This is a genomic window from Stenotrophomonas maltophilia (genome assembly GCF_039555535.1).
Classification (GTDB): Bacteria; Pseudomonadota; Gammaproteobacteria; order Xanthomonadales; family Xanthomonadaceae; genus Stenotrophomonas; species Stenotrophomonas maltophilia_Q.
The window spans coordinates 1,699,487-1,721,838 of record NZ_CP154630.1 but is presented as its reverse complement, the minus strand read 5'-3'; the positions used below and the strand labels follow the sequence as shown (position 1 = coordinate 1,721,838).

The 22,352-nt window shown below is 66.7% G+C and carries 22 protein-coding genes and 1 pseudogene; 8 read left to right on the top strand and 15 right to left on the bottom strand.

Annotated elements, in window-relative coordinates:
* Positions 1-25: 25 nt before the first annotated feature.
* Positions 26-1,462 (top strand): dihydrolipoyl dehydrogenase, encoded by a 1,437-nt coding sequence (lpdA, locus tag AASM09_RS07990; protein ID WP_049429413.1) that lies wholly within the window; start codon positions 26-28, stop codon positions 1,460-1,462.
* A gap of 161 nt (positions 1,463-1,623) precedes the next feature.
* Here lpdA and AASM09_RS07985 read toward each other — a convergent pair.
* From AASM09_RS07985 to AASM09_RS07935, 11 genes and pseudogenes are all read right to left on the bottom strand, one after another.
* A pseudogene (locus tag AASM09_RS07985) lies at positions 1,624-1,880 on the bottom strand (hypothetical protein).
* Positions 1,877-2,089 carry a hypothetical protein gene (locus AASM09_RS07980; protein ID WP_049429414.1) on the bottom strand — a complete coding sequence of 71 codons (213 nt, stop codon included), beginning with the start codon at positions 2,087-2,089 and terminating at the stop codon, positions 1,877-1,879. Before AASM09_RS07980 ends, AASM09_RS07985 begins: the two are co-directional and overlap by 4 nt.
* Positions 2,090-2,262: 173 nt before the next feature.
* Positions 2,263-3,855 (bottom strand): alkaline phosphatase D family protein, encoded by a 1,593-nt coding sequence (locus tag AASM09_RS07975; protein WP_049429415.1) that lies wholly within the window; start codon positions 3,853-3,855, stop codon positions 2,263-2,265.
* On the bottom strand, positions 3,855-6,098 hold the full coding sequence (locus tag AASM09_RS07970) for a TonB-dependent receptor family protein (protein ID WP_049429416.1): 2,244 nt from the start codon (positions 6,096-6,098) through the stop codon (positions 3,855-3,857). Before AASM09_RS07970 ends, AASM09_RS07975 begins: the two co-directional genes overlap by 1 nt.
* A gap of 172 nt (positions 6,099-6,270) precedes the next feature.
* Positions 6,271-7,701 carry a replicative DNA helicase gene (locus AASM09_RS07965; RefSeq protein ID WP_005410278.1) on the bottom strand — a complete coding sequence of 477 codons (1,431 nt, stop codon included), beginning with the start codon at positions 7,699-7,701 and terminating at the stop codon, positions 6,271-6,273.
* Positions 7,702-8,047: 346 nt separating this feature from the next.
* Entirely contained in the window at positions 8,048-8,608 is a 561-nt protein-coding gene (locus tag AASM09_RS07960; RefSeq protein WP_049429417.1) for an NADPH-dependent FMN reductase, read from the bottom strand.
* Between the two features lie 66 nt (positions 8,609-8,674).
* Complete coding sequence (gene asnB, locus AASM09_RS07955) at positions 8,675-10,618, bottom strand: asparagine synthase (glutamine-hydrolyzing) (protein ID WP_049429418.1); 1,944 nt, start codon at positions 10,616-10,618, stop codon at positions 8,675-8,677.
* Positions 10,619-10,621: 3 nt separating this feature from the next.
* Positions 10,622-12,910: a transketolase C-terminal domain-containing protein gene (locus AASM09_RS07950; protein WP_343368923.1), complete on the bottom strand. Its 2,289-nt coding sequence runs from the start codon at positions 12,908-12,910 to the stop codon at positions 10,622-10,624.
* Positions 12,911-12,972: 62 nt separating this feature from the next.
* Complete coding sequence (locus AASM09_RS07945; RefSeq protein WP_049429433.1) at positions 12,973-13,629, bottom strand: glutathione S-transferase family protein; 657 nt, start codon at positions 13,627-13,629, stop codon at positions 12,973-12,975.
* Between the two features lie 155 nt (positions 13,630-13,784).
* Positions 13,785-14,333: a GNAT family N-acetyltransferase gene (locus AASM09_RS07940; RefSeq protein ID WP_049429420.1), complete on the bottom strand. Its 549-nt coding sequence runs from the start codon at positions 14,331-14,333 to the stop codon at positions 13,785-13,787.
* A 126-nt stretch (positions 14,334-14,459) separates the two neighbouring features.
* Positions 14,460-15,302 (bottom strand): glycine zipper 2TM domain-containing protein, encoded by an 843-nt coding sequence (locus AASM09_RS07935; RefSeq protein WP_049429434.1) that lies wholly within the window; start codon positions 15,300-15,302, stop codon positions 14,460-14,462.
* Positions 15,303-15,465: 163 nt separating this feature from the next.
* Here AASM09_RS07935 and AASM09_RS07930 point away from each other — a divergent pair, with 163 nt between their 5' ends.
* Both AASM09_RS07930 and AASM09_RS07925 read left to right on the top strand, forming a co-directional pair.
* Complete coding sequence (locus AASM09_RS07930; RefSeq protein ID WP_005410285.1) at positions 15,466-15,684, top strand: DUF6116 family protein; 219 nt, start codon at positions 15,466-15,468, stop codon at positions 15,682-15,684.
* Positions 15,681-16,454, top strand: coding sequence for a TatD family hydrolase (locus tag AASM09_RS07925; protein ID WP_049429421.1), 774 nt, complete (start codon positions 15,681-15,683; stop codon positions 16,452-16,454). The genes AASM09_RS07930 and AASM09_RS07925 overlap by 4 nt, the downstream gene beginning before the upstream one ends.
* A gap of 64 nt (positions 16,455-16,518) precedes the next feature.
* On the opposite strand, the gene AASM09_RS07920 is transcribed toward AASM09_RS07925, so the two are convergent.
* Entirely contained in the window at positions 16,519-17,343 is an 825-nt protein-coding gene (locus tag AASM09_RS07920) for a tRNA threonylcarbamoyladenosine dehydratase (protein WP_049429422.1), read from the bottom strand.
* 80 nt (positions 17,344-17,423) lie between these two features.
* Between AASM09_RS07920 and AASM09_RS07915 the strand changes: the two genes are divergently transcribed.
* Together AASM09_RS07915 and AASM09_RS07910 are read left to right on the top strand one after the other, a co-directional pair.
* Entirely contained in the window at positions 17,424-17,858 is a 435-nt protein-coding gene (locus tag AASM09_RS07915; protein WP_049429423.1) for a cytochrome c, read from the top strand.
* A 137-nt stretch (positions 17,859-17,995) separates the two neighbouring features.
* Positions 17,996-18,490, top strand: a complete 495-nt coding sequence (locus AASM09_RS07910; RefSeq protein WP_005410289.1) for a glycine zipper 2TM domain-containing protein — start codon at positions 17,996-17,998, stop codon at positions 18,488-18,490.
* Positions 18,491-18,563: 73 nt separating this feature from the next.
* On the opposite strand, the gene AASM09_RS07905 is transcribed toward AASM09_RS07910, so the two are convergent.
* Complete coding sequence (locus AASM09_RS07905) at positions 18,564-18,773, bottom strand: cold-shock protein (protein ID WP_005410290.1); 210 nt, start codon at positions 18,771-18,773, stop codon at positions 18,564-18,566.
* Positions 18,774-19,009: 236 nt separating this feature from the next.
* On the opposite strand from AASM09_RS07905, the gene AASM09_RS07900 reads away from it, so the two are divergent.
* From AASM09_RS07900 to arsC, 3 genes are all read left to right on the top strand, one after another.
* The gene (locus AASM09_RS07900) at positions 19,010-19,495 is read left to right on the top strand and encodes a DUF456 domain-containing protein (RefSeq protein WP_049429424.1); all 486 of its coding nucleotides are present in this window, start codon (positions 19,010-19,012) and stop codon (positions 19,493-19,495) included.
* 119 nt (positions 19,496-19,614) lie between these two features.
* Entirely contained in the window at positions 19,615-20,769 is a 1,155-nt protein-coding gene (locus tag AASM09_RS07895) for a phospholipase A (RefSeq protein WP_049429425.1), read from the top strand.
* Positions 20,769-21,110, top strand: a complete 342-nt coding sequence (arsC, locus tag AASM09_RS07890) for an arsenate reductase (glutaredoxin) (protein ID WP_049429426.1) — start codon at positions 20,769-20,771, stop codon at positions 21,108-21,110. Before AASM09_RS07895 ends, arsC begins: the two co-directional genes overlap by 1 nt.
* Positions 21,111-21,203: 93 nt before the next feature.
* Here arsC and AASM09_RS07885 read toward each other — a convergent pair whose 3' ends face one another.
* Entirely contained in the window at positions 21,204-21,839 is a 636-nt protein-coding gene (locus AASM09_RS07885; RefSeq protein WP_049429427.1) for a glutathione S-transferase family protein, read from the bottom strand.
* 58 nt (positions 21,840-21,897) lie between these two features.
* Positions 21,898-22,236: a hypothetical protein gene (locus AASM09_RS07880; RefSeq protein ID WP_049429428.1), complete on the bottom strand. Its 339-nt coding sequence runs from the start codon at positions 22,234-22,236 to the stop codon at positions 21,898-21,900.
* Positions 22,237-22,352: the final 116 nt, after the last annotated feature.

Genomic DNA, 22,352 nt, shown 5'->3' with positions numbered 1-22,352 from the left:
TGGTAATGCATCAAGGAATAATTCAATGGCTGAACAATTCGACGTCGTCGTCATCGGTGCCGGCCCGGCCGGTTACCACGCTGCCATCCGCGCGGCCCAGCTGGGCCTGAAGACCGCCTGCATCGACGCAGCGCTGGGCAAGGACGGCAAGCCGGCCCTCGGCGGCACCTGCCTGCGCGTGGGCTGCATCCCGTCCAAGGCGCTGCTGGATTCCTCGCGCCAGTTCTGGAACATGGGCCACATCTTTGGCGACCACGGCATCAGCTTCAAGGATGCCAAGATCGACGTCGAGGCGATGGTTGGCCGCAAGGACAAGATCGTCAAGCAGTTCACCGGCGGCATCGGCATGCTGTTCAAGGCCAACAAGGTCGCCGCCTATTACGGCTTCGGCGAACTGCAGCCGGGCAACGTGGTCAAGGTCACCCAGCATGACGGTTCCGTCGTCGAGCTGAAGGGCACCAACGTCATCATCGCGGCCGGTTCGGATTCGATCGAACTGCCGTTTGCCAAGTTCGACGGCGAGACCATCGTCGACAACGTCGGCGGCCTGGACTTCACCGAAGTGCCGAACCGCCTGGCGGTGATCGGCGCCGGCGTGATCGGCCTGGAACTGGGCAGCGTGTGGAAGCGCCTGGGTGCTGAAGTCACCATCCTCGAAGCCATGCCGGAGTTCCTGGCGGCTGCCGACACCGAAGTGGCCAAGGCCGCTGCCAAGGAATTCAAGAAGCAGGGCCTGGACATCAAGCTCAACGCCAAGGTCTCCAAGACCGAGATCACCGGCAAGGGCAAGAAGAAGGAAGTCATCGTCACCTATACCGACGCTGAAGGCGAAAAGACCCTGACCGTGGACAAGCTGCTGGTGGCCGTCGGCCGTCGCGCCGCCACCAAGGGCCTGCTGGCCGAAGGCACCGGCGTCAAGATCAACGAGCGCGGCCAGATCGAAGTCGACGCGCACTGCCACACCGGCGTCAACGGCGTGTGGGCGGTCGGCGACTGCGTGCGCGGCCCGATGCTGGCGCACAAGGGCTTCGAGGAAGGCATCGCGGTGGCTGAGCTGATCGCCGGCCTGCCGGGCCACGTCAACTTTGACACCATCCCGTGGGTCATCTACACCGAGCCGGAACTGGCCTGGGTCGGCAAGACCGAAGCCCAGCTGAAGGCCGAAGGCATTCCGTACAAGGCTGGCAGCTTCCCGTTCGCCGCCAACGGCCGTGCCGTGGCGATGATCGAACCGGCCGGCTTCGTGAAGATCCTGGCCCACGCCGAAACCGATCGCATCCTCGGCATGCACTTGGTCGGCGCCAACGTCTCCGAGCTGGTGCACGAAGGTGTGCTGACCATGGAGTTCAGCGGCTCGGCCGATGACCTGGCCCGCATCTGCCATGCCCACCCGTCGCTGTCGGAAGTGATCCACGACGCGGCGATGGCGGTCAGCAAGCGCGCCATCCACAAGGCGAACTGACCTGCATCCGGGTGCGTGCCGACCGTTGGTCGGCACACTCCTGCAAACAGAAAACCCCGCCTCGGCGGGGCTTTTTGTTGCCCTTCTTCATGTAGAGCCGAGCCTACGCTCGGCTGCGCACTTGGCGGTCCGTGAAGGCACAGCCGAGCATCGGCTCGGCGCTACACCTTTCCAGCCGGCTTCTTCGGTGGATCGTCGCAGACCCTGTGCTGCACCACCGTCTCGCCGACCTTCCACTCCTTCGTGACCCGGCAGCGCTCCTTGGCCTTCGGTACCGTCGAGGGTTTCGCCCCCGCAGCATTCGCTTCATCAGCACCGGCTGCCTGCTGCCGCTCCAGCCACGCCGACGGTGGCGCGGGCGGTGCGGCCAGCACCGGGCCTGACAACAGGCCAGACCGACCAGCAGCACCATCCTCATGCGGCCACCGCCCGGCCACCCAGCAACCGCGCCGGCAGCATGAACAGCGCGCGCAGGAAGGAGAACAGGGCCGAGAAAGTGATGCCGACCAGGCGGAACGGCAGGCTCAGCAGCCAGACGAACGGCCAGGCGATCAGGGCGAGGATCGCCAGCGGCCAGCACAGCACGAACAGCAGGCACCACACACCGAGCGCGAACAGGGTCTTCATCACGGTCTCCTTGGGGCGGCACCCTGCCGCCTGGGACCACCTTGGCGCCCTGCCCCGGCGGCCGCAAATGGTTTGCGACGAAACCGGGCTGGGGGCGATGAAAGCGATCCAGCGCCGTTGTAGAGCCGAGCCTACGCTCGGCTTTCCAGAAGCAGCCGAGCGTGGGCTCGGCTCTACAGGAGCTGCACTGCGCCCGGACGGCCGTGGGTGACCTGGAAGCGCGCCGCAGTACGCACCGGCGCATCCGCGCGCAGCACGCTGTCGGCGAAGCGCAGCTCGGCGTCCACGGTCTGCCGGTTCAGCTGCAGCTTCCACCAGCCGCGGCGGTCGCCGTCGAAGTAACGGATGTGCGGGTTCTGCGGAATCGATGGCCCGTAATACGGTCCATACGGTGTGTCGTCGCCGCCGCTGCTGATCGCCGGAGCGATGAATTCGGTGGCCACGACCGGCGCACTGGCGGCATCGAAGTCCAGCTTCAGGTCGTTGACGAAGGTGGAATGCCAGTCCCCGCCCAGCACGATGGCATTACCCTGCCCACCCGCCTGCATCGCCTGCAGCAGGCGGTTGCGTGCCGCCGGATAACCGTCCCAGGCATCGTTCCAGAAACGTTCGCGCGGCTTGCCGCCGTCCAGCCGCAGCTGCGCCATCAGCAGCTGCTGCACCACCACGTTCCAGCGCGTGCCGCGTGCGGCCGCCATCGACTGCGCAAACCAGGCTTCCTGGCCCACGCCCAGCATGCTCATGCGCGGGTCCAGGGCCGCCTCGCAGCGCGGCGACTCGCCCACCCCACAGGGGTTGGCCGGACGGAACTGGCGGCAGTCGAGCAGGGTCAGCTGTGCCAGATCGCCGTAACGCAGGCGCCGATGCACGCGCAGGCCACCGTTGCCCGCAGGCGTGCCGCGCATCGGCAGGTGCTCGTAGAACGCGCGGTAGGCCGCCGCGCGGCGAACGATGAAGTCCTCCGTCGAGACGCCAGGCTTCTCCGGATGGATGCCGGAGTAATCGTTCTGCACTTCGTGGTCGTCCCAGATCACCGCGAACGCGTGTGCGGCGTGCGCGGCCTGCAGATCGGGATCGAGCTTGTACAGCGCATACTGGTCGCGATAGCGCTCCAGGCTGACGGTCTCGCCGCTGAAGCGCCCGGCATCCAGCGTGCGTCCGCGCGCATTCTGCAGCGGGCTGTACTCGTACAGGTAGTCACCGGCATGCAGCACCAGGTCGACGTCACTCTGCGCGATGTCACGCAGCACCGGGTAGTAGCCGCTGTTCCAGGCCTGGCAGGTGCACAGTGCCAGCCGCAGCTGCTGCAGCTGCGTGTCCAGCAGCGGCGCGGTGCGGAAATGACCGACCGCGCTTTCCTCATCGCCATCGCAGGCGAAACGGTAGTAGTAGTCACGGCCCGGGCGCAGGCCGTTGACCTCCACATGTACCGAGTGCGCCAGCTCGGGCACCGCCGCGGCGACACCACGCTGCACCAGCCGGCGCATGCCCGGGTCTTCGGCCACGAACCAGCGCACCGGCACCGCCCGCGACGGCATGCCGCCGCCGTTGAGCGGGTCCGGCGCCAGCCGCGTCCACAGCACCGCTCCCTGCGGATCCGGATCGCCGGCGGCGACGCCCAAGGTGAACGGATCACGTCCCAACCGCGGGCGTGGGCCGGCCGTAGCCAGCCCCGGCATCGCTGCCAGCGCGATCGCCGCTCCCGTACCCTGCCACGCCATGCGCAGCAGGCGACGACGGCTTTCCGGATCGACTGGCCCGCGCATCAGAAGTGCACGGTAGCGGTCGCCATCACCTGCCGCGGCGCGCCGACCTGCATGGTCGCCAGGCTGCGGGTCGGGTCGGCGGCGTAGGTGCCGTTGGTGTTGATCGAGGACAGATAACGCTTGTCGGTCAGGTTGGTCAGGTTCAGCGCCACGGTCAGGTTCTGTGCCGGGCCGAGCTTGCCGAAGTCATAGGCCGCCGAAGCGTTGACCAGCCAGTAGCTGGGCACCGACACGTCGTTGGTATAGGTCATGTAACGCTTGCCGACATGGTTGGCGGCCAGGCGCAGGTCCCACGGGCCCGGCGTCCAGGCCAGGGTGCTGGCGAACATCCATTCCGGGGTGTCGACGGTCTTCTTGCCCCGGGTCGGCACCACGCCGTTGTTCACGTAGTCGTTGTCGTAGGTGCTGTCATTCCACGACAGCGCGTTGGACCAGGTCAGGTCCTGCATCGGCTTCAGCTGCAGGGTCGCCTCGGCGCCGCGGCTGGTCACCGAACCGACGTTCGAGAACAGCGCCGGGCAACCGAGGATGCCCACGCACTGCGCGATGGCCAGCAGACGGTTGTCGAACTTCACGTCGTACACCGCCACCGAGGCTTCATAGCCCTGGCCGTAGCCGCGCCAGCCCAGCTCGAGGGTGCGCGACTGTTCCGGCTTCAGGTTCTTCGCGCTGGCATCGAATGCGGCCTGCGGTACGTTGAACGGGCTGCCCACGCCCAGCGCATAGGCGGCGATGTTCTTGGCGAACGAGCCGAAGATCTCGTTGCCTTCGTTGAGCTTGAAGTTGAAGCCGGCCTGCGGCAGGAAGCCCTTCTTCGAGGTCAGGCTGCTGTTGTTGGCATAGCTGCCCAGCGGCGTGCGCACGCGGGTGCGGGTGTTCGGCGACTTCGCACCGATGTCGATGGTCAGGCGGTCATCGAACAGGCGGAAGCGGTCCTGCACGTAGAACTGGCGGGTGATGGTGGTGTAGCGCTGGTGCCACACGCGCTGGTCCGGGTTGCGCAGGAAGAAATCGTCGGTGATCGGGCCGTCGATGTAATAGAAGTTGCGCTGCACGCTGTGGCCGTTGTCTTCGTACCACAGGCCCGCTTCCAGTTCGTGGCCACCGACGTTCCAGGTGAACGCCGAGGTCACGCCGGTGCGGTCGATCGCGTACTCGGTGGTGCGGATCGAGATCGGGATCTCGCGACTGGTGCCCGGGTTGGATGGATTGGACGGGCTGAACCAGTGGCCCTGGCCACGGTTGCTGTGGTTGTAGACGTTGACCTTCAGGCGCATCGACTCGTTCAGGCCGAAATCGCCGGCAATGCTGGACAGGTCGTCATTGCGCAGTCCGTGACCGGAGTAGTACGCATCCCATGGGCTGTTGACGCCGCCGCTGAACCTGCCGCGTGCGGCGGCCACCGCGCGATCCCAGTCCGGTGCGTAGTTGTCCCAGTTCCAGCCGAGGCGATCGATCATCTCCAGCGACAGGTCCTGGTAGTCGGCCTCGACGCGGCGCGAGGCATTGAACAACGCGGTTATCCTGCTGTCCGCACCGAAGTTGTAGGTGGCCTTGCCGTTGAACTGCTTCAGCTCCTGCGAACCCTTGCCCTTCCACTTGTCGCCTTCTGAATACACGCCGGACAGGTAGGCAGCGAAGCCCTGATGTTCACCGGTCTCCAGGCGCGCATAGCTGCGGCGCGCACTGTCGCTGCCGAAGCTCTGTGCCAGCACCACGCCATACTCGGTGGACGGATCGATCGAATAGAACTGGAACACGCCGCCGAGGTTGCTGGTCGACGGCGTGCCCAGCGCACCGATGCCGGTGGAGACTTCGGCACCGCCCAGGTTCTCGCTGATCACCGCGCGGCTGATGTGCAGGCCATTGCTGTTGCCGTAGGCCATGTTGCCCAGCGGAATGCCATCGAGCGTGTAGCCCAGGCGGTTCTGGTTGAAGCCACGCAGGCTGATGGTGGTGGACCATTCGTAGGCGCCGGTGGCATCGGCCGATTCGAAATGCACGCCCGGCTTGGTCGCCAGGAGCTTCAGCGGGTTGGCGCCGGGCGGCAGCACCTTCATGTCCTCGGCGGTCACGCGCTGCACCTGCCGGGCTTCGCCGCGACCGATCACCGAGATCGAATCGAGCGTGGTGGCCGACTGGGCATCAGTGCCGGGGGCGGTTTCAGCAGCGGCCAACGAGGGGAGCGAAGCACAGACCAGCAAGGCCAGCAGATTGCGGCGGAGCGGAGCGTGGGACGACATGGGGGCGGATTCCTTGGGCACGCTGGACGCCGAAGGGCGGCGTCGAAGGGCAGCAGCGGCGGAATCGTAGAAGCGTCGCGTTACATGTCATTTACACGCCACATACGGAAGATTGGCGTTTCGAATGGTTTGCCGACCAGGAGGTGGTGCCGGCCGGCGGCCGGCACGGTCGTTACTCGAACGAACCGACCGAGTCGTGGGCCAGGTTGTCGAAGCGGGTGTATTCGCCGAAGAACTTCAGCTTGCACGAACCGGTCGGGCCACCACGGTGCTTGCCGATGATAATCTCGGCCAGGCCCTTGTCCGGCGAATTTTCCTTGTTGTAGTAATCATCGCGGTAGATGAAGACGATCATGTCCGCATCCTGCTCGATTGCGCCCGATTCGCGAAGGTCGGCCATCACCGGGCGCTTGTCGGTACGCGTTTCCAGCGAGCGGTTGAGCTGCGACAGCGCGATCACCGGCACGTGCAGTTCCTTGGCCAGGCCCTTCAGCGAACGCGAGATTTCCGAGATTTCCGTCGCGCGGTTCTCGCTGTTGCCCGGCACGCTCATCAGCTGCAGGTAGTCGATCACCACCAGGCCCAGGTCGTGCTCGCGCTTGAGGCGGCGGCACTTGGAACGCAGCACTTCCGGCGACACGCCTGGCGTATCGTCGATGAAGATCTTGGTTTCCTTCAGCATCTTGATCGCGCTGGTGACGCGGCTCCAGTCCTCGTCTTCCAGCTGGCCGGTACGCAGGCGCTGCGCGTTGATGCGGCCGTTGGAGGAGATCAGGCGCATCGCCAGCTGCGAGGCCGACATTTCCATCGAGAACACCGCCACGCCCTTCTTCGACTTGATCGCCGCGTACTCGGCGATGTTCAGTGCGAACGTGGTCTTGCCCATGGCCGGGCGCGCGGCGAGGATGATCAGGTCGGTCGGCTGCAGGCCGGCGGTCATCGCATCGAAGTCGTTGTAGCCGGTCGGCAGGCCGGTGATGTTGCCGCCGTTCTCGAAGCGGTTGCGCAGCTCCTCGAAGGCATCCTTCAGCGCGCCAGGCATGGCCACGAAGTCGGTACGTCCGCGTGCACCCTGCTCGGCGATGGCGAACACGCTCTTTTCCGCCGATGCCAGAAGCTCGCTGCTGTCACGGCCTTCGGGCTGGAAGCCATCGTTGACGATGTCGGTGCCGACCTGGATCAGCTGCCGCAGCACCGCCTTGTCACGCACGATCTCGGCATAGGCCACGATGTTGGCCGCCGATGGCGTAGTGCTCGCCAGCTCGATCAGGTAGGCGCCATCGCCCACCAGCTCCAGCTTGCCCTGCGATTCGAACCACTCGCCCAGGGTCACCGCGTCGAACGGCCGCTCGCGCTCGGACAGTTCGCGGATCGCGCGGTAGATCATCTGGTGGTCGCGGCGGTAGAAATCACCCTCGGTCAGCTGATCGTTGACCCGATCATAGGCCTCCGGCGCCAGCATCAGGCCCCCCAGCACCGCCTGCTCGGCTTCCACCGAATGCGGCGGCACGCGCAGCTGGTCGATACGCGATTCGTCGCGATCGCGATCGAAGCCATCACCGCGCTCTCTGCGGTTGGAACGGAAGCCGGAACGAGCGGACATGCTGCGGTGTTTCCTGCAAAAGTGGGCCGGACGAGTGTAGTCATGCGCCGACCCCGGCAGCCATGGACAAGCCTGTGGATAAGCCGTGGAGAAACGGGGGATATCCGCCAGTGCCTGGCCACTCTGGCGCGGGGGCGTCGCAGTGCCTGCGACGGGCGCCGTTGCGACGCCCGAGTTGAGCATTATCGCAGATCAGGCCACCAAGGTCGGATTCCGTGCAGCGTACGCGCTCTGGCCCGCTCAGCGGGGCGTGGGGTCAGAGCCCGTCGCTGCGCGCCGGGATCCGACCCCGGGCGTGGTTGGGGTCGGATCCCTCTGCAACGCAGAGCGCTCTGACCCATCGGCCTCAATCGCCCTTCACGTGCACCGCGATCAGTGCCAGGAACCGGTCCACGTAGCTCTGCAGGAACTTCTGCGTGCCCTCGTTGTGGATCGTGCCGTCGGCATCGATCAGGCCGTCCTTGAAGTGGATGAACGCTTCGGGCTGGCCGAGCACATGCATGTCCAGGAAAGCCAGGCTGATGCGCAGGTGCTGCTGGGCCACGGCGGTACCGATCTGGCCGATGGAGGCGCCGATCACCGCCGCCGGCTTGCCGGCAAACGCACTGTCACCGTACGGGCGCGAGCCGATGTCGATGGCGTTTTTCAGCACGCCCGGCACCGACCGGTTGTATTCGGGGGTCACGAACAGCACCGCGTCGGCGGCACGCACCTGATCCTTCAGCCGGGCGCCCTGCGGCGGGTACTGGCCATCGAAATCCTGGTCGTACAGCGGCAGATCGCCGATCTGCACGTACTGGAAGCGCGCGCGGTCGCCAGCGATCTTCTCCAGCGCATGGGCCAGCTTGCGGTTGCAGGAATCCTTGCGCAGGCTGCCGACGAACACGGCGATGGTAGGGACGGACATCGGGACATACTCCTCACGGTGCGGGAGGCCCAGCCTAGACGCCGGGCCCGTGTCGTCCGGTGAAGATCAGCCGCCGGTCACGCCGGCCCGCACCTGCCGCCAATGCGCCTGCCAGGCTTGGAACATCAGCACGTTCCACAGGTGGGTATGCCACTTGCGCTGCCCCCCCAGGAACTGCTGCCACAGCGGCTGCACCGCCGACGCCGACAGCACTCCCTCGCGCTCCAGGCGTGCCGGCTGCAGCAGGTCTTCGGCCCACGGCCGCAGGTCGCCCTTCAGCCAGTCGCTGACCGGCGCACCGAATCCGCGCTTGGGCCGGTGCACCATCGACTGCGGCACGTAGCGGCCAAGAACCCGCTTGAGCAGCACCTTGCTGGTGGTTTCGCTGCGCTTGAAGCCCAGCGGCAGCGACCAGGCGAACTCGGCCACGCGCCAGTCCAGCAGCGGCGCGCGTGCCTCCAGGCTGACTGCCATCGAGGTGCGGTCGACCTTGCACAGCAGGTCATCCGGCAGGTAGGTCACGTAATCGGCCAGCATCATCGCGTCGGCCGGTGTGCCGGCGCCGTGCAACGGATCGGCCAGGTCGTAGAAGCTGCCGGCAGCCTGCGCGCCCGGCACTGCCGCCGCCGGATCGCGCCAGCGCGAGATGCGGTTGCGGTACACGTCGCCGATGCCACGCGCGCCGGACTCGGCCAGCAGCGCGGCCAGTCCGCCGGTCCGCGAGGCCTCGCCCTGCTGCTGCGCGCGCGCGCCCATCCAGCGCCGGAGCGGGCCCGGCACGCGGCCCAGCATCTGCCAGTTGCGCAGTGCGCGCACGTAGCGGGTGTAGCCGAAGAACAGCTCATCACCGCCGTCACCCGACAACGCCACAGTCACGCCCTGACGCGCCAGGCGCGCGACCAGCGCGGTCGGCACCTGCGAAGCGTCGGCGAAAGGTTCGTCGAACATTGCCGGCAGTTGTGGCACGACTGCCAGTGCATCCGCGCCGCTGACGTAGAGCTCGGTGTGGTCGCAACCCAGATGCGTGGCCAGTTCCCTGGCCAGCGGTGCCTCGTCGTGGCCCGAATCGGTGAAGCCGATGCTGAAGCTGTGCACCGGCTGCCCGCTCTGCGCCTGCATCAGCGCGGCCACCAGTGACGAATCGGTACCACCGGACAGGAACACGCCCACCGGCACGTCGGCCACCATTCGCAGCGCGACCGCATCGCGCAGCAGCGTGTCCAGCTGTTCCTCGGCCTCCTCGATGCGACCCTGGAACGGGGCCGCCAGCGCGGCCTGCATGCGCGCACGCGCATCCCAGTAGGGGCGCTGTGCCTGCTCCGGGCGGTGCGCGGCCGCACCCGCCGCTACGGCTTCGGCGTCCAGCCGAAGCACGCGCCCGGGCATCAGCTTGTAGCAGCGCTGGTGGATGCTGTGCGGTGCAGGAATGTAGTCCAGCCGCAGCAGCAGCGTCAGTGCATCCCGGTCGATGTCGTTGTCGAACGCCGGGTGCTGCCACAGCGCCTTCAGTTCAGAGCCGAACACCAGCCTGTCACCCGCCCAGCCGTAGTACAGCGGCTTCTTGCCGACGCGGTCGCGGGCCAGCCACAGGCACTGCTGCTGGCGGTCCCACAGGGCGATGGCGAACATGCCGTTGCAGCGCTGCAGGGTGTCCTCGATACCCCACTGCAGGATCGCTGCCAGCAGCACCTCGGTATCCGAATGGCCACGGAAGGTGTGCCCCAGCGGCTCCAGTTCGGCACGCAGGGCAGCGAAGTTGTAGACCTCGCCGTTGTAGGCCATCACGTAACGGCCATCGGCCGAGGCCATCGGCTGATGCCCCAGCGGCGACAGGTCGAGGATGCTCAGGCGGCGATGCGCCAGCGCGATGCCGGCCGTGGCGTCGACCCAGCTGCCGCCATCATCCGGCCCGCGGTGGTGCAGTGCCTCGCCCATGGCCAGGACCTGCGCCTGCAGCACCTCGGCCGACGCCACCGGCGCCGGCAACAACATTCCCGCCAATCCACACATGCATCAGGGTTCCTGCGCCAGTTCAAGGGCGGCGCCAATCACTGCATTGTCGCTTGGAAGCCCGAACATTGCTGCCCCCGCCAGCGGGGTATAGGTATCGGCACCGCAGACCCGGCGCAGCGGCAGGTGGCCGAAACCGGCCTCGACCAGTGCGGTGACCACCCCCTCGCCTACTCCGCCGCTGTGGCGTCCTTCGTCCAGTACCAGCACCCGCCGCGCACTGGCGGCCTGGGCGGCAATGAAGCCGGCATCCAGTGGCACCAGCCAGCGCAGGTCCACCACCCGCACCTCCCAGCCCAGCTGCTGCTCGATGGCCCGCGCCGCACGCAACGCCATCGGCACGCCATTGCCGTAGGTGTAGACCACCAGGTCGCCAGCCTCCGGCGCGTACACACGACCCTCGCCCGGCACCAGCGCCTGGCCCTGGGCCGGGTAGTCGAACAGCCACTGGCCGTCGCCGGGTGCGTGCAGGTCCTTGCTCATGTACAGCGCGATCGGCTCCAGGAACACGGCCACGCGCCCATCCACCCGCGCCAGCGCCGCCAGCGCCGCCAGCGTGCGCAGCATCATCACGGCATCGTCGCCGCGCGATGGGCAGCCGACCACCAGCCCGGGGATGTCGCGCAGCGCGGTGATCGAGTTGTCGTTGTGGAAATGGCCACCGAAACCCTTCTGGTAGCCCAGCCCGGCCACCCGCACCAGCATCGGGTTGCGGTACTGGTCGTTGGAGAAGAACTGCAGCGAACAGGCCTCGCCACGCAGCTGGTCGATGGCGTTGTGCAGGTAGGCCAGGTACTGGATTTCCGGAATCGGCAGCATGCCCATGTTGGCCAGGCCCTGTGCCATGCCCAGGATCATGGTCTCGTCCAGCAGGGTGTTGAACACCCGGCGCGGCCCGAAGCGGCGCAGCAGATCCTTGGTGACGGTGTAGACACCGCCCTTCTGCGCCACGTCCTCGCCGAACAACAGGCTCTGCGGATACTTGGCCAGCAGTTCCTGCAGGCCATGGTTGATCTGGATCGCGAGATGCCGCGGCGCCTGTCGTTCGGGCAATGCCTCGGCATCACCATAGAGTGCCTCGCGCGCTTCGGCAGCGACCTCGCGTTGCGCTTCGGCCTGCACCGCTGCGGGCGTGTACGGTGCCAGCGGCGCCATCACCTCCCGCAGCGACTGCAGCTTCGCACTGCCTTCGGCATCGGCGGCGGCGGCCATGCAGCGCGCGCGCATCGTCTCGTAGGCCACTTCGATGGCGGCCGCATCCATCCAGCCTGATTCAAGTGCGATCTGCGCCGAACGCAGCAGCGGGTCCTGGGCTTCGGCTGCACACAGCTCCGGCAGCGCGCGCCATTCCACTTCAAAGTCGGTACCGGCATGGCCCATCAGGCGCGTGGTGCGCAGATGCAGGAAGGTCGGCCGCCGGGTGCGCCGGCAGTGCTCCACCGCCGCCTGTACCTGCGTGTGGCCGATGGCCAGATCCAGGCCATCGGCAAAGAAATAGTCCAGCCCCGGCTGATGGCTGAAGCGCTCGGCGATCCAGCCGTCAGGGGTCTTCACCGAGATGCCCAGGCCGTTGTCCTCGCAGACGAACAGGATCGGCGCCGGCAGCTTCTGGTAGGCCGACCACATCGCGGTATTGAAGGCGGTCTGCGCGGTGGCGTGGTTGGCCGAAGCATCGCCGAACGAGCACAGCACGATGCTGTCGGGCGGAACCGGCAGCGCCTGCCCCAAGCGCTTGCCACTCTCGATGGCCAGCGCGGTGCCCAGCGCCTTGGGCAGGTGCGAGGCGATGGTCGAGGTCTGAGGCAGCACCCACAACGGCTTGCTGCCCCACACCTTGTGGCGGCCACCGCTGGCCGGATCCTCGGCACTGGCGGCGAACGAGAGCGCGGAATCGCGCAGCGGGTCGATGCCCGGCACCTGCCGCGAACGCTCGGCCATGAAGGCGCCGGAACGGTAGTGCAGGAAGGCCGGATCGGTATGACGGCAGGCCCGCGCCAGCAGCGCGTTGCCTTCATGGCCGGAGGAACCGATGGTGTAGAAGACCTTGTTCTGCACGCGCAGTACGCGTGCCATCAGGTCCAGCTGGCGGCTGACCAGTTGCGACTCGAACAGTTCACCGAACGCGGCGGCACTGAGCGTACTGTCCGGCAGGATCGGGGCATCCGCTGCGGGTCGCGGGCGTGGCGTACCGCGCCAACCGCGCACCGCCTCGAGGAAATTGACATCGCACACATCGGCGCGGTTGAGCACGCGCATGCGTGCGGGGATCGGATCGGGAACCACAGCGAACATCGAACACCCTCCGTGTCGTTGTTGCGTTCGGCCGGGCCTGCCCCGGCGTTACCCTGTTCGGATCACGCGGCTTCGAAGCGCGCGCGCACCTCGGCCGTCACTGCCGGCATCGGCAGGAAGCGTGGCTGCTCGCGCACGCGCTGCAGCCAGGCGCGAACTTCCGGGAACGGCTCCAGGCTGATGCCGCCCTCGCCCGCCACATCGGTATAGGCGAACAGCGCGATATCGGCGATGCCGTACTCGCCGCCAGTGAACCACTGTGCCTGGCGCAGGTGCTGCTCCATCACTGCCAGTGCAGTGGCGGCACGCTCGTGCAGGCGCGGCAGTTCGGCTCGGCGCGGCGAATCGGGCGCGGTCCAGCCGCGGATGAAGCGCGCCACTGCCACACAGGGCTCATGCGTGTACTGCTCGAAGAACATCCAGCTCAATGCCTGCGCGCGCTCCCAGCCATCGTTGGGCAGGTACGGCGTGCCTTCTGCCAGCCAGAACAGGATCGCGTTGGATTCGGTCAGCACGCGGCCGTCGTCGCGCACGATCAGCGGCACCTTGGCATTCGGGTTGAGCGCCAGGAATTCGGGCGTGTGGGTCTGGCCATGGGCACTGTCCACCTCCACCCAGCGGTAACGGCTGCCGAGCTGCTCAAGCAGCAGCCGGACCTTGTGGCAATTGCCCGAGACCGACATGCCATGCACCGTCAGTGGGACGCGCGCTTCCACCATTGCCTGCTCCATCGAATCCGGCCGGCGGCCGGCTGCGTGCAGTCTGGCAAGTGCGCCAGGGAATGCCAAGCGCGGGTGCAGCATGCCGACAATCTGTAGAGCCGAGCCCATGCTCGGCTGCATTTGGCGGACAGCAGCCGAGCATGGGCTCGGCTCTACAACGGTGAACGGCGCTGCCGCCACTGTTCGCGCGACTGGCCCCAGATCTGCATCGGCTTGTCGTTGTACGGCGGCGGCAGTTCGCCCATCCGCAACAGCGTGCTGCCGAGCTTGCGCGCGACCGCCCGCGAGTTGTCGTTGTTCTCGGCGATGGTATGGACCACCTCGACCCAACCCAGCGTGTCGAAGGCCCAGTCGATCGCCGCCACGGCAGCTTCCGGCGCATAGCCCCGGCCCCAGCTGGCATGACGGATGCCCCAACCCACCTCGGTACCCGGCCAGTCCTGCGGTTGCCAGGGGCCCAGCCGCCCGATCCAGTCTCCGCTGGATTTCTCGATCACGCTGAACATCGAGAAGCCGAACAGCTGCCAGGCGCCGGCCAGGCTGCAGAAACCGCGCCATGCCACCGACGCCGGTTGCACGCCACCCAGGGTGCGCATCGTTTCCTCGTCGGCGCAGAACGCCAGGTAAGGTTCGTAGTCCTCGCGCAGCAGCGGGCGCAGGATCAGGCGCTCTGTTTCGATGCGCAGGTCGAAGATGCTCATGCCGACTCCATGTCGAAGGGGCCACCATGATGGTGGATTCCGCGTCCACACGGATGAATGCCCGCGCTCACAAAAGAACGGGCCGGCATGAGCCGGCCCGTCGGGTACAGCAGGGGGTGTTCTGGATTACTGGCGCGTGGCCGCAGTGGCGCCGGCAGCGGCGGTCTGCGTGACCAGCTGGCCATCGACCACCGGCAGGCGATCGCTGGCCGGCTTGTTGTCCATGCGCACCGTCTTCTCGGCGCCGTCGTAGCGGTAGGTCACGTTGTACCCCTTCACCACGTCATTGGTGCCCATGGCGATGCGGTTGCCCGGCTTGCTGGCCATTCGCATGGTGCCGGTGGTGCCGTCCTCGTTGCGGTAGGTCACGTTGTAGCCGGTAACACGGCTCGACTCGGAGGTGGCGGTCTCGGTGTGGCACTGGCGCTCGGTACGGTTGACCACGCGGCCACCCACGTGGCGCTTGTCGATCTGGTTGCCGATGAAGCCACCGGCCACGGCACCGGCGGCGGTCGCGGCCTTCTTGCCGTTGCCACCGCCAACCTGGTTGCCGAGCAGGCCGCCGACCACCGCGCCGACCACGGTGCCGCCGACATTGCCGTCACGCTCCGGCAGGCGCTCCTGCACGGTCACGTCCTGGCAGACCTCGTGCGGGGTCTGGGTGGTGGAGGTCTCGCGCACGGCATCGGTGCCGATCACGGTGGCGTAGGCCTTCTGCTTCTCGGTGATCGGGTCGACCTTCAGCACGTCGGCATATTCCAGCCCGCGCGGCGCAGACGGGTCGAGCTTGTCACCACGTGCGCCATCGTCAACGGCGTTGCCGTCAACCAGGCGTGATTCACCGTTGGGGGTTCCGGCGCTGATGGAATCTGGCGATTTGTCGCCGCTCTTCATGAAGGCGGCGGTGGCGATGCCACCGACCAGCAGCGCGCCCGCTGCGACCAGGACAGTTGTAGTTGTGCTTTTCATGACCTGCTCCTTGCGGACCATCCGCAACGTTCTCGGGCCAGATTGCAGCATGCACTGCCTGAACGGAATCTCCACATTTCCTGCTCATTCCTGTAACCCATTCAGCATCGGGAAATGCTGGGCCCGTGGTAGCGTTTGCATATTCCCCAGGAGGATCCACGCCATGGCCAACCCGATGCTGCTGCCGGTACTGCAGTGGGCCCGCCGGCTGCGCTACCCCACCCTGTTCAAGCTCACCGCCGGCCTGTTCGTACTGACCCTGTTCATCCCCGACCCGATCCCGTTCGTCGACGAACTGGTACTGGGCTTCGGTACCCTGCTGCTGGCCAACTGGAAGAGCCGCAATACAGTCCCGGCCCCGCCGCCGCTGGAACAGCGTTGACCCCGCTGGTCGACAGCCACTGCCATCTGGATGCCAGTGAATTCGATGCTGACCGCACGGCGGTGATCGAGCGCGCAGGCGCCGCAGGCGTGCGCGAGCAGGTGGTACCGGCCGTCACCGCCGCCAGCTGGCCGAAGCTGCGCGAGGTCTGCCGGCAGGCACCGGGGCTGTACCCGGCTTACGGCCTGCATCCGATGTTCCTGACCGAGCACCGGCCCGAGCATCTGCCGCTGCTGCGCGAGTGGATCGAGCGCGAACGACCGTGTGCGATCGGCGAATGCGGGCTCGATTTCTTCGTCGAGGGATTGGACGCAGAGGCACAGCAGGCGTACTTCATCGGCCAACTGGAACTGGCCCGCGAGTTCGAGCTGCCGGTGATCCTGCATGCGCGACGCGCGGTGGACGCAGTGATCGCCGCGATCCGTCGCATCGGCGGCCTGCGTGGCGTGGTGCACAGCTTTTCCGGCAGCCCGGAACAGGCCGCGCAACTGCATCGGCAAGGCTTCCTGCTTGGTCTTGGCGGTCCACTGACCTACGAACGCGCGCAACGGCTGCAGCGCCTGGTGCGCGGGATGCCGCTGGAACAACTGCTGCTGGAAACCGATGCACCGGATCAGCCCGATGCCGGCATCCGCGGCCAGCGCAACGAACCGGCGCGGTTGGCGGTCATCGCCCGCCACGTGGCCGCACTGCGCGGAATGGATGTTGAAGCCGTGGCACATGCCACGACTGAGAACGCGCGCCGATTGTTCGGCCTGCCAGCCATCTGACGGTCGTGCCGGCCGCTGGCCGGCACGCCATCCGGTAGGTGCCGACCTCGGCCGGCACGATCCATCAGGCCTCGCTGGCCTCAGCCACCCCGGCCTTCACCTTCTTCGGCTCCAGCAGCATTTCCAGCGCCTTGCCCACCGCAGCGAACGCGAACGCTCCGGTGATGTGCGTTGCCGCACCGAGGCCTGCGCCGCAGTCCAGCTTCAGTGCTGCATCCGCACCCAGGTTCGGACGGATGCCGCAGACGCTGCCATCGGCCTGCGGATACTTCACGTTTTCCAGCGAGTACACCGCCGGCACGCCAAAATAGCGCTTGGCGTTCTTCGGGAAATTGAACTCGCTGCGCAGCTTCTTGCGGATCAGCGCCAGCATGGCGTCATGCTCGGTGCGAGAGACATCGCGGATCCGCACCAGGGTCGGATCGGTGCGACCACCGGCAGCCCCCACGGTCAGCAGCGGCAGCTTGCGGCGACGGCACCAGGCGATCGTCTCGACCTTGACCCGGAAGCTGTCGCAGGCATCGATCACCAGATCGAATCCACGGTCCAGCAACTCGGCCATGTTGGACACGGTCAGGAACGCCTGGACGGCATCGACCTCGATGTCCGGGTTGATCGCGCGGCAGCGCTCTGCCATTGCCTCGGCCTTGTTGCGGCCGTAGTTGCCCTCCATCGCCGGCAGCTGCCGGTTGGTGTTGGACACGCAGATGTCATCGGCGTCGATCAGGGTCAGGTGGCCGACCGCCGAACGCGCCAGCGCTTCCACCACCCACGAGCCGACCCCGCCCATGCCCACCACCGCCACGCGGCTGCCCTGCAGGCGCTCAAGCGCACCTACGCCATACAGCCGTTCGATGCCGGCGAAGCGTTGTTTGACCTGTTCGTTCATCCGGCTATTTTAACGTGCAGGCGTCAGCGCCTACAGCGCGCCGGCATCGAACCCACCGTTGCACGCCCGGAGAGCCCGCCATGAACGCCAGCCCGCCCCGCCGCCCGTCCACTGCCCATCGCTACCTGTTCGTGCTGTGCCTGGGCCTGCTGATCGGCCTGGTTGCCACGGTCATGGTCGGCCGCGCCCTGCAGGCCCGCCGCGACCCGTTCCCGGACAGCCTGATGCAGGTGATGCAGCGGCAATCGCAGCTGCTGCAGCAGGCCCAGCAGCAGAACCGCTGCAGCCTGGCCGACAGCGTGCCGCGGCTGCAGGCCCTGCGCCTTCTGTCCAACGACCTCGACCTGGCCTTTCCCGGGCTGAAGGACAATAGCCGGTTCCAGCAGCACGCCAGCCAGCTGCGCGGCAACCTCAACGCCGCGCTGGCGGCGCCGCCCAGTGACTGCACCGCCTTGGCCAAGGTGGTGGAAACCGTGCAGGCCGACTGCCGGGCCTGCCACCAGGACTTCCGCTGACGCGCATTCATCCTGTAGCCGGGCAAGCCACGCCTGGTTGGCACCTTGTTCACGTTCGAAAGGAGAGGATTCGTCCACCCTGCTGCATGACGCAGTACCCACCCAACGCACCCGCCTTCACGGCCAGGAGACGCCCCATGAAGATCCAGCTCATTGCCGCCAGCGCCATCGCTACCCTCGCCCTGGCTGGCTGTGCCACCTCGCCCGGCTACGGTGGCGGTGGTTACAACAACGGCTACAACAATGGCGGCTACGGCAACAACGGCGGTTACAATCAGGGCCGTTGCGCCGACTGCGGCATCGTCACCCGCATCAACACCGTGCCGTCGGGCCGCACCGCGCCCAGCGCGACCGGCGCCATCCTCGGCGGCATCGTCGGTGCCGTGGCCGGCCATGAGATCTCCGATCACACCGGCGGCAGCCGTGGCAACAAGAACATTGCCGCGGCCGCAGGCGCGGTCGGCGGTGCGCTGGCGGGCAACCAGATCCAGAAGAACGTCACCAGCGATACCTACGACATCAGCGTGCGCATGGATGATGGCCGCACCATCGTGGTCAACCAGCGCGACCTCGGCGGCATCCGCGAAAACACCTATGTGCGCGTGGTCAACGGCAAGGTCATCCTGCGCTGACCTGCACCGGGCCGACGGCAAAGAAAAAGGCCCGCTTGCGCGGGCCTTTTTCATGTGACGGCTTGCAGCGCGATCAGGTCGGCTGCACGGCGTCGGCCTGCAGGCCCTTCTGGCCCTGCACGACGGTGAAGGTGACCTTCTGGCCTTCCTTCAGGCTCTTGAAGCCCTGGGTCTGGATGGCACGGAAGTGCACGAACACGTCTTCGCCGTTTTCACGGCTGATGAAGCCGAAGCCCTTTGCATCGTTGAACCACTTGACGGTACCGGTCTCGCGATCAGACATCTCACTAACTCCCTGGTGACTCTCTCTTGTTGTAGGAAACGCCTGGTGGGCGGCTGACAAGCAAGGGGGAAGCGAGGTGCATCGATGCAGCGGATCGGGAAGATCTTGCTTCATCAGGCCACGATCCACGGTGACCTTGCCAAGCTCAGCGACTGCAACTTAACCCGCCCAAAACGAAAAAGCAACTGGCAAAATCTTTCACTGTCAACCCCAAAACGGCCACCATACGGGACAGCATGGGACTCTCATTCATCTTATATCTGCTAGCGGTCATTTTCGTCCTTGTCGGCATCGCCGGAATCATCCTGCCGGCCCTGCCCGGCATCCCGCTGGTGTTCATCGGACTGCTGCTGGCAGCGTGGGCGGACGGCTTCGCCCACGTTGGTTGGCCGACCCTGGTTGCGCTGGGGGTACTGACCCTGCTCTCGTTGCTGGTGGACGTGCTGGCCACCGTGGTGGGGGCGCAGCGGGTCGGTGCCAGCCGCAAGGCACTGTGGGGAACCTTCGTCGGCAGCATCGTCGGCCTGTTCTTCATGCCGATCGGCCTGTTCGCCGGCCCGTTGATCGGCGCCCTGCTGGGCGAGTACTGGCACACCCGCGAACTGGGGCGCTCGACCAAGGTAGGCCTGGCCACATGGCTTGGCATCCTGCTCGGCCTGGCGCTGAAGCTGGCGGTGGTGATCGCGATGCTGGGGCTGTTTGCGTTCGCCTGGTTCTTGTGACCAACCTCTCCTTCACGCCACGCGCACGCGGTGGCCGTGCATAAACCGTGGGGGCTGGCCGTGATCCGGTGCAGCCTCCACACTGTGCGATTCCCGTATTCACCGAAGGGCCTGCTGCAATGACCCTGTCTCCGCTGCTTCCCCGCTTCGCGCCGCTGGCGCTGGCATTGGCCAGTGCGCCACTGGCCGCGCAGGAGTTCGCGCCCAGTGCCGACGCCTCGCCGGCCGCGTGCGCGGCAATTACCACCGACGCTGCCCGCCTGGCCTGTTATGACCGCCAGTTCGGGCGTACCCCGCAGGCCACCGCCGAGGCCGACGCTGCGGCCGAGGCAGCCGCGCAGGCCCGTCGCGAAGAACGCCAGACTGCACGCGTCAGCCAGGGCGAAGAGAAACTGCGCGAGCGGGTCAGTGACCTGTTCCGCCCAGCGGCCCCTGACAGCGCACTGGCCAATGCCGGCCGTGGCTCGCTGCTGGACAGCCGCTGGGAGCTGGCCGAAGACTCCAAGCTCGGCCCGTTCCAGCTGCGCGCCTACAAGCCGGTGTACCTGTTGCCGGCGTTCTGGACCAGCGACCGCAACACCACGCCGCACTCGCCGAACCCGGCCAACACGGTCACCACGCCGCAGGTGCTGGACAGTGCCGAACTGAAATTCCAGATCAGCTTCAAGACCAAGATCGCCGAGAACCTGTTCGGCGACAACGGCGACATCTGGGCCGGCTACACCCAGAGCTCGCGCTGGCAGGCCTACAATGGCGAGGATTCGCGCCCGTTCCGCGAAACCAACTACGAGCCGGAAGTGATGATGGTGTTCCGCAATGGCTACTCGATCGGTGGCTGGCGCGGGCGCATGACCGGCATCGCGCTGAACCACCAGTCCAATGGCCGCGCCGACCCGCTGTCGCGCAGCTGGAACCGGGTGATGCTCAACATCGGCCTGGACCGTGAGAACTGGGCGCTGGTGCTGCGCCCCTGGTACCGCATTCCCGAGACCCGCAGCGACGACAACAACCCGGACATCGAGGATTACATGGGCCGCGGTGATGCGACCCTGACCTGGAACCGCAACGGCCATGAGGTCTCGCTGATGGCGCGCCACTCGCTGCGCACCGGCAGCCGCTCGCACGGTGCCCTGCAGCTGGATTACGGCTTCCCGATCAGCAACCTGCTGCGCGGCCATGTACAGGTGTTCGACGGCTACGGCGAAAGCCTGATCGACTACAACCACAAGGCCACCTACGTGGGCGTGGGCGTATCCCTGCTGGAGTGGTTCTGATGCACGTGACGATCTGGCACAACCCGGCCTGCAGCAACTCGCGCGGCGCACTGAAGCTGATACGTGATGCGGGCTTCGAGCCGGTGGTGGTCGACTACCTGGACAGCCCGCCGGACGTCGCCGCGCTGCGCCAGGTGCTGGCCGAATCCGGGCTGGACGCGCAGGCGCTGGTGCGCAGCAAGGAAGCGCAGTTCACCGAACTGGGCCTGGAAGATGCGGACGAGGCCAGGCTGCTGGCGGCGATGGCCGAACACCCGCGGCTGATCAACCGCCCCGTGGTGCGCACCGACAAGGGCACGCGCCTGTGCCGTCCACCGGAAACGGTGCTGGAGATCCTGTAACCCGCACCGCTCTGGTAGAGCCGAGCCATGCTCGGCTGCGCTTCGCGTGCAACCCGTGAATGCAGCCGAGCATGGCTCGGCTCTACAGAACGGCTACAGCCAGTCGGTGATGCCTTCGCGGCGATACACCTCGGCGAACGCCGGGCGCGCCTTCATCGACGCGGCGTGCGCCTTCAGTACCGGCCAGGTGTCGCTGGGTTTGGGCATGTTGCGCGACCAGCGCATCAGCATCACCAGCATGTAATCGACCACGCAGGGCGTGGCGCCCAGCAGGTAGGGACCATGTGACTGCAGGTGCGTGGCGACATGCTGCCAGGCCGCTTCAAGGCGCTGACGTGCCATCTCGCGGCTGGCCTCGACGTTCGCCTCGCCCGCCACCTCGTTCGGATAGAACCAGGCACGGTAGGCCGGCTGAAGCGTATTGGCGCACCAGAACATCCAACGATAGGCATCGGCGCGCTGCGGTGTACCCACCGCGGGCAGCAGGCCGGCGTCCGGATGGCGATCGGCCAGATACAGCGCGATGGCCGCCGCTTCAGTCAGCACCAGGCCATCGATCAGCAGTGTCGGCACCACACCGGCCGGATTGAGCGCCAGGTACTGCGCCGACTTGTGCTCGCGCGTATCGAAATCCAGCAGCACCAGTTCATGCTCGATGCCCAGCTCGATCAGCAGCCAGTGCACAACCAGGGCGGCGGTACTGGTCGAACCATACAGCGTGGTGCTCATGCGGAAGATCCTGTGCAGGTGGATCAGCCGATTATGCGCCCACGCGCGCGATCGTTGCTCAGCCGCAGCTGCTCATGCAGGAATCCCGGCGTTCGCCACAGGACATCATCGGTGCGCGCATCGTGCAGTCATGCGCCTTCAGTTCGCAGGCACGGCGCAGGTCCGGGTTGTCCACGTCCTTGCAACGCTTGTCCGGCGCCGGCACCACCTGCTGCTCGCAATTGCCCTGGCGGCTGCCGAGGGAGTCATTCTGCGCCATGCAGCTGCGATAGCCGGCCTGGCACTGCACACGGCATTGCGCCGATGCGGGGAAATCCGCGCCTTCGTACGACGCAGGGGTGCTGCAGCCGGCCAGGGCCAGCAGCACGCCTACCACGATGAATCGATGCAGGGCCATGGACACGTCCTGTGCGAGCGTGCGCCGACCGTAGCAGAGTAACCGCTACAGGAGCGTTAATCCTTCTGCCCACACAACAACGGCGCCACACGGGCGCCGTTTCCTGGTCCGCGGCG

Coding starts and splice junctions, on each gene's coding strand:
- AASM09_RS07975 (WP_049429415.1), bottom strand. CDS start 3,855: ATGCGCGGGCCAGTCGATCCGGAAAGCCGTCGTCGCCTGCTGCGCATG.
- lpdA (WP_049429413.1), top strand. CDS start 26: ATGGCTGAACAATTCGACGTCGTCGTCATCGGTGCCGGCCCGGCCGGT.
- AASM09_RS07900 (WP_049429424.1), top strand. CDS start 19,010: ATGGGACTCTCATTCATCTTATATCTGCTAGCGGTCATTTTCGTCCTT.
- AASM09_RS07960 (WP_049429417.1), bottom strand. CDS start 8,608: ATGTCCGTCCCTACCATCGCCGTGTTCGTCGGCAGCCTGCGCAAGGAT.
- AASM09_RS07980 (WP_049429414.1), bottom strand. CDS start 2,089: ATGAAGACCCTGTTCGCGCTCGGTGTGTGGTGCCTGCTGTTCGTGCTG.
- AASM09_RS07885 (WP_049429427.1), bottom strand. CDS start 21,839: ATGAGCACCACGCTGTATGGTTCGACCAGTACCGCCGCCCTGGTTGTG.
- AASM09_RS07945 (WP_049429433.1), bottom strand. CDS start 13,629: ATGGTGGAAGCGCGCGTCCCACTGACGGTGCATGGCATGTCGGTCTCG.
- AASM09_RS07910 (WP_005410289.1), top strand. CDS start 17,996: ATGAAGATCCAGCTCATTGCCGCCAGCGCCATCGCTACCCTCGCCCTG.
- AASM09_RS07905 (WP_005410290.1), bottom strand. CDS start 18,773: ATGTCTGATCGCGAGACCGGTACCGTCAAGTGGTTCAACGATGCAAAG.
- AASM09_RS07895 (WP_049429425.1), top strand. CDS start 19,615: ATGACCCTGTCTCCGCTGCTTCCCCGCTTCGCGCCGCTGGCGCTGGCA.
- AASM09_RS07935 (WP_049429434.1), bottom strand. CDS start 15,302: ATGAAAAGCACAACTACAACTGTCCTGGTCGCAGCGGGCGCGCTGCTG.
- AASM09_RS07965 (WP_005410278.1), bottom strand. CDS start 7,701: ATGTCCGCTCGTTCCGGCTTCCGTTCCAACCGCAGAGAGCGCGGTGAT.
- AASM09_RS07880 (WP_049429428.1), bottom strand. CDS start 22,236: ATGGCCCTGCATCGATTCATCGTGGTAGGCGTGCTGCTGGCCCTGGCC.
- arsC (WP_049429426.1), top strand. CDS start 20,769: ATGCACGTGACGATCTGGCACAACCCGGCCTGCAGCAACTCGCGCGGC.
- AASM09_RS07930 (WP_005410285.1), top strand. CDS start 15,466: ATGGCCAACCCGATGCTGCTGCCGGTACTGCAGTGGGCCCGCCGGCTG.
- AASM09_RS07940 (WP_049429420.1), bottom strand. CDS start 14,333: ATGAGCATCTTCGACCTGCGCATCGAAACAGAGCGCCTGATCCTGCGC.
- asnB (WP_049429418.1), bottom strand. CDS start 10,618: ATGTGTGGATTGGCGGGAATGTTGTTGCCGGCGCCGGTGGCGTCGGCC.
- AASM09_RS07950 (WP_343368923.1), bottom strand. CDS start 12,910: ATGTTCGCTGTGGTTCCCGATCCGATCCCCGCACGCATGCGCGTGCTC.
- AASM09_RS07970 (WP_049429416.1), bottom strand. CDS start 6,098: ATGTCGTCCCACGCTCCGCTCCGCCGCAATCTGCTGGCCTTGCTGGTC.
- AASM09_RS07915 (WP_049429423.1), top strand. CDS start 17,424: ATGAACGCCAGCCCGCCCCGCCGCCCGTCCACTGCCCATCGCTACCTG.
- AASM09_RS07920 (WP_049429422.1), bottom strand. CDS start 17,343: ATGAACGAACAGGTCAAACAACGCTTCGCCGGCATCGAACGGCTGTAT.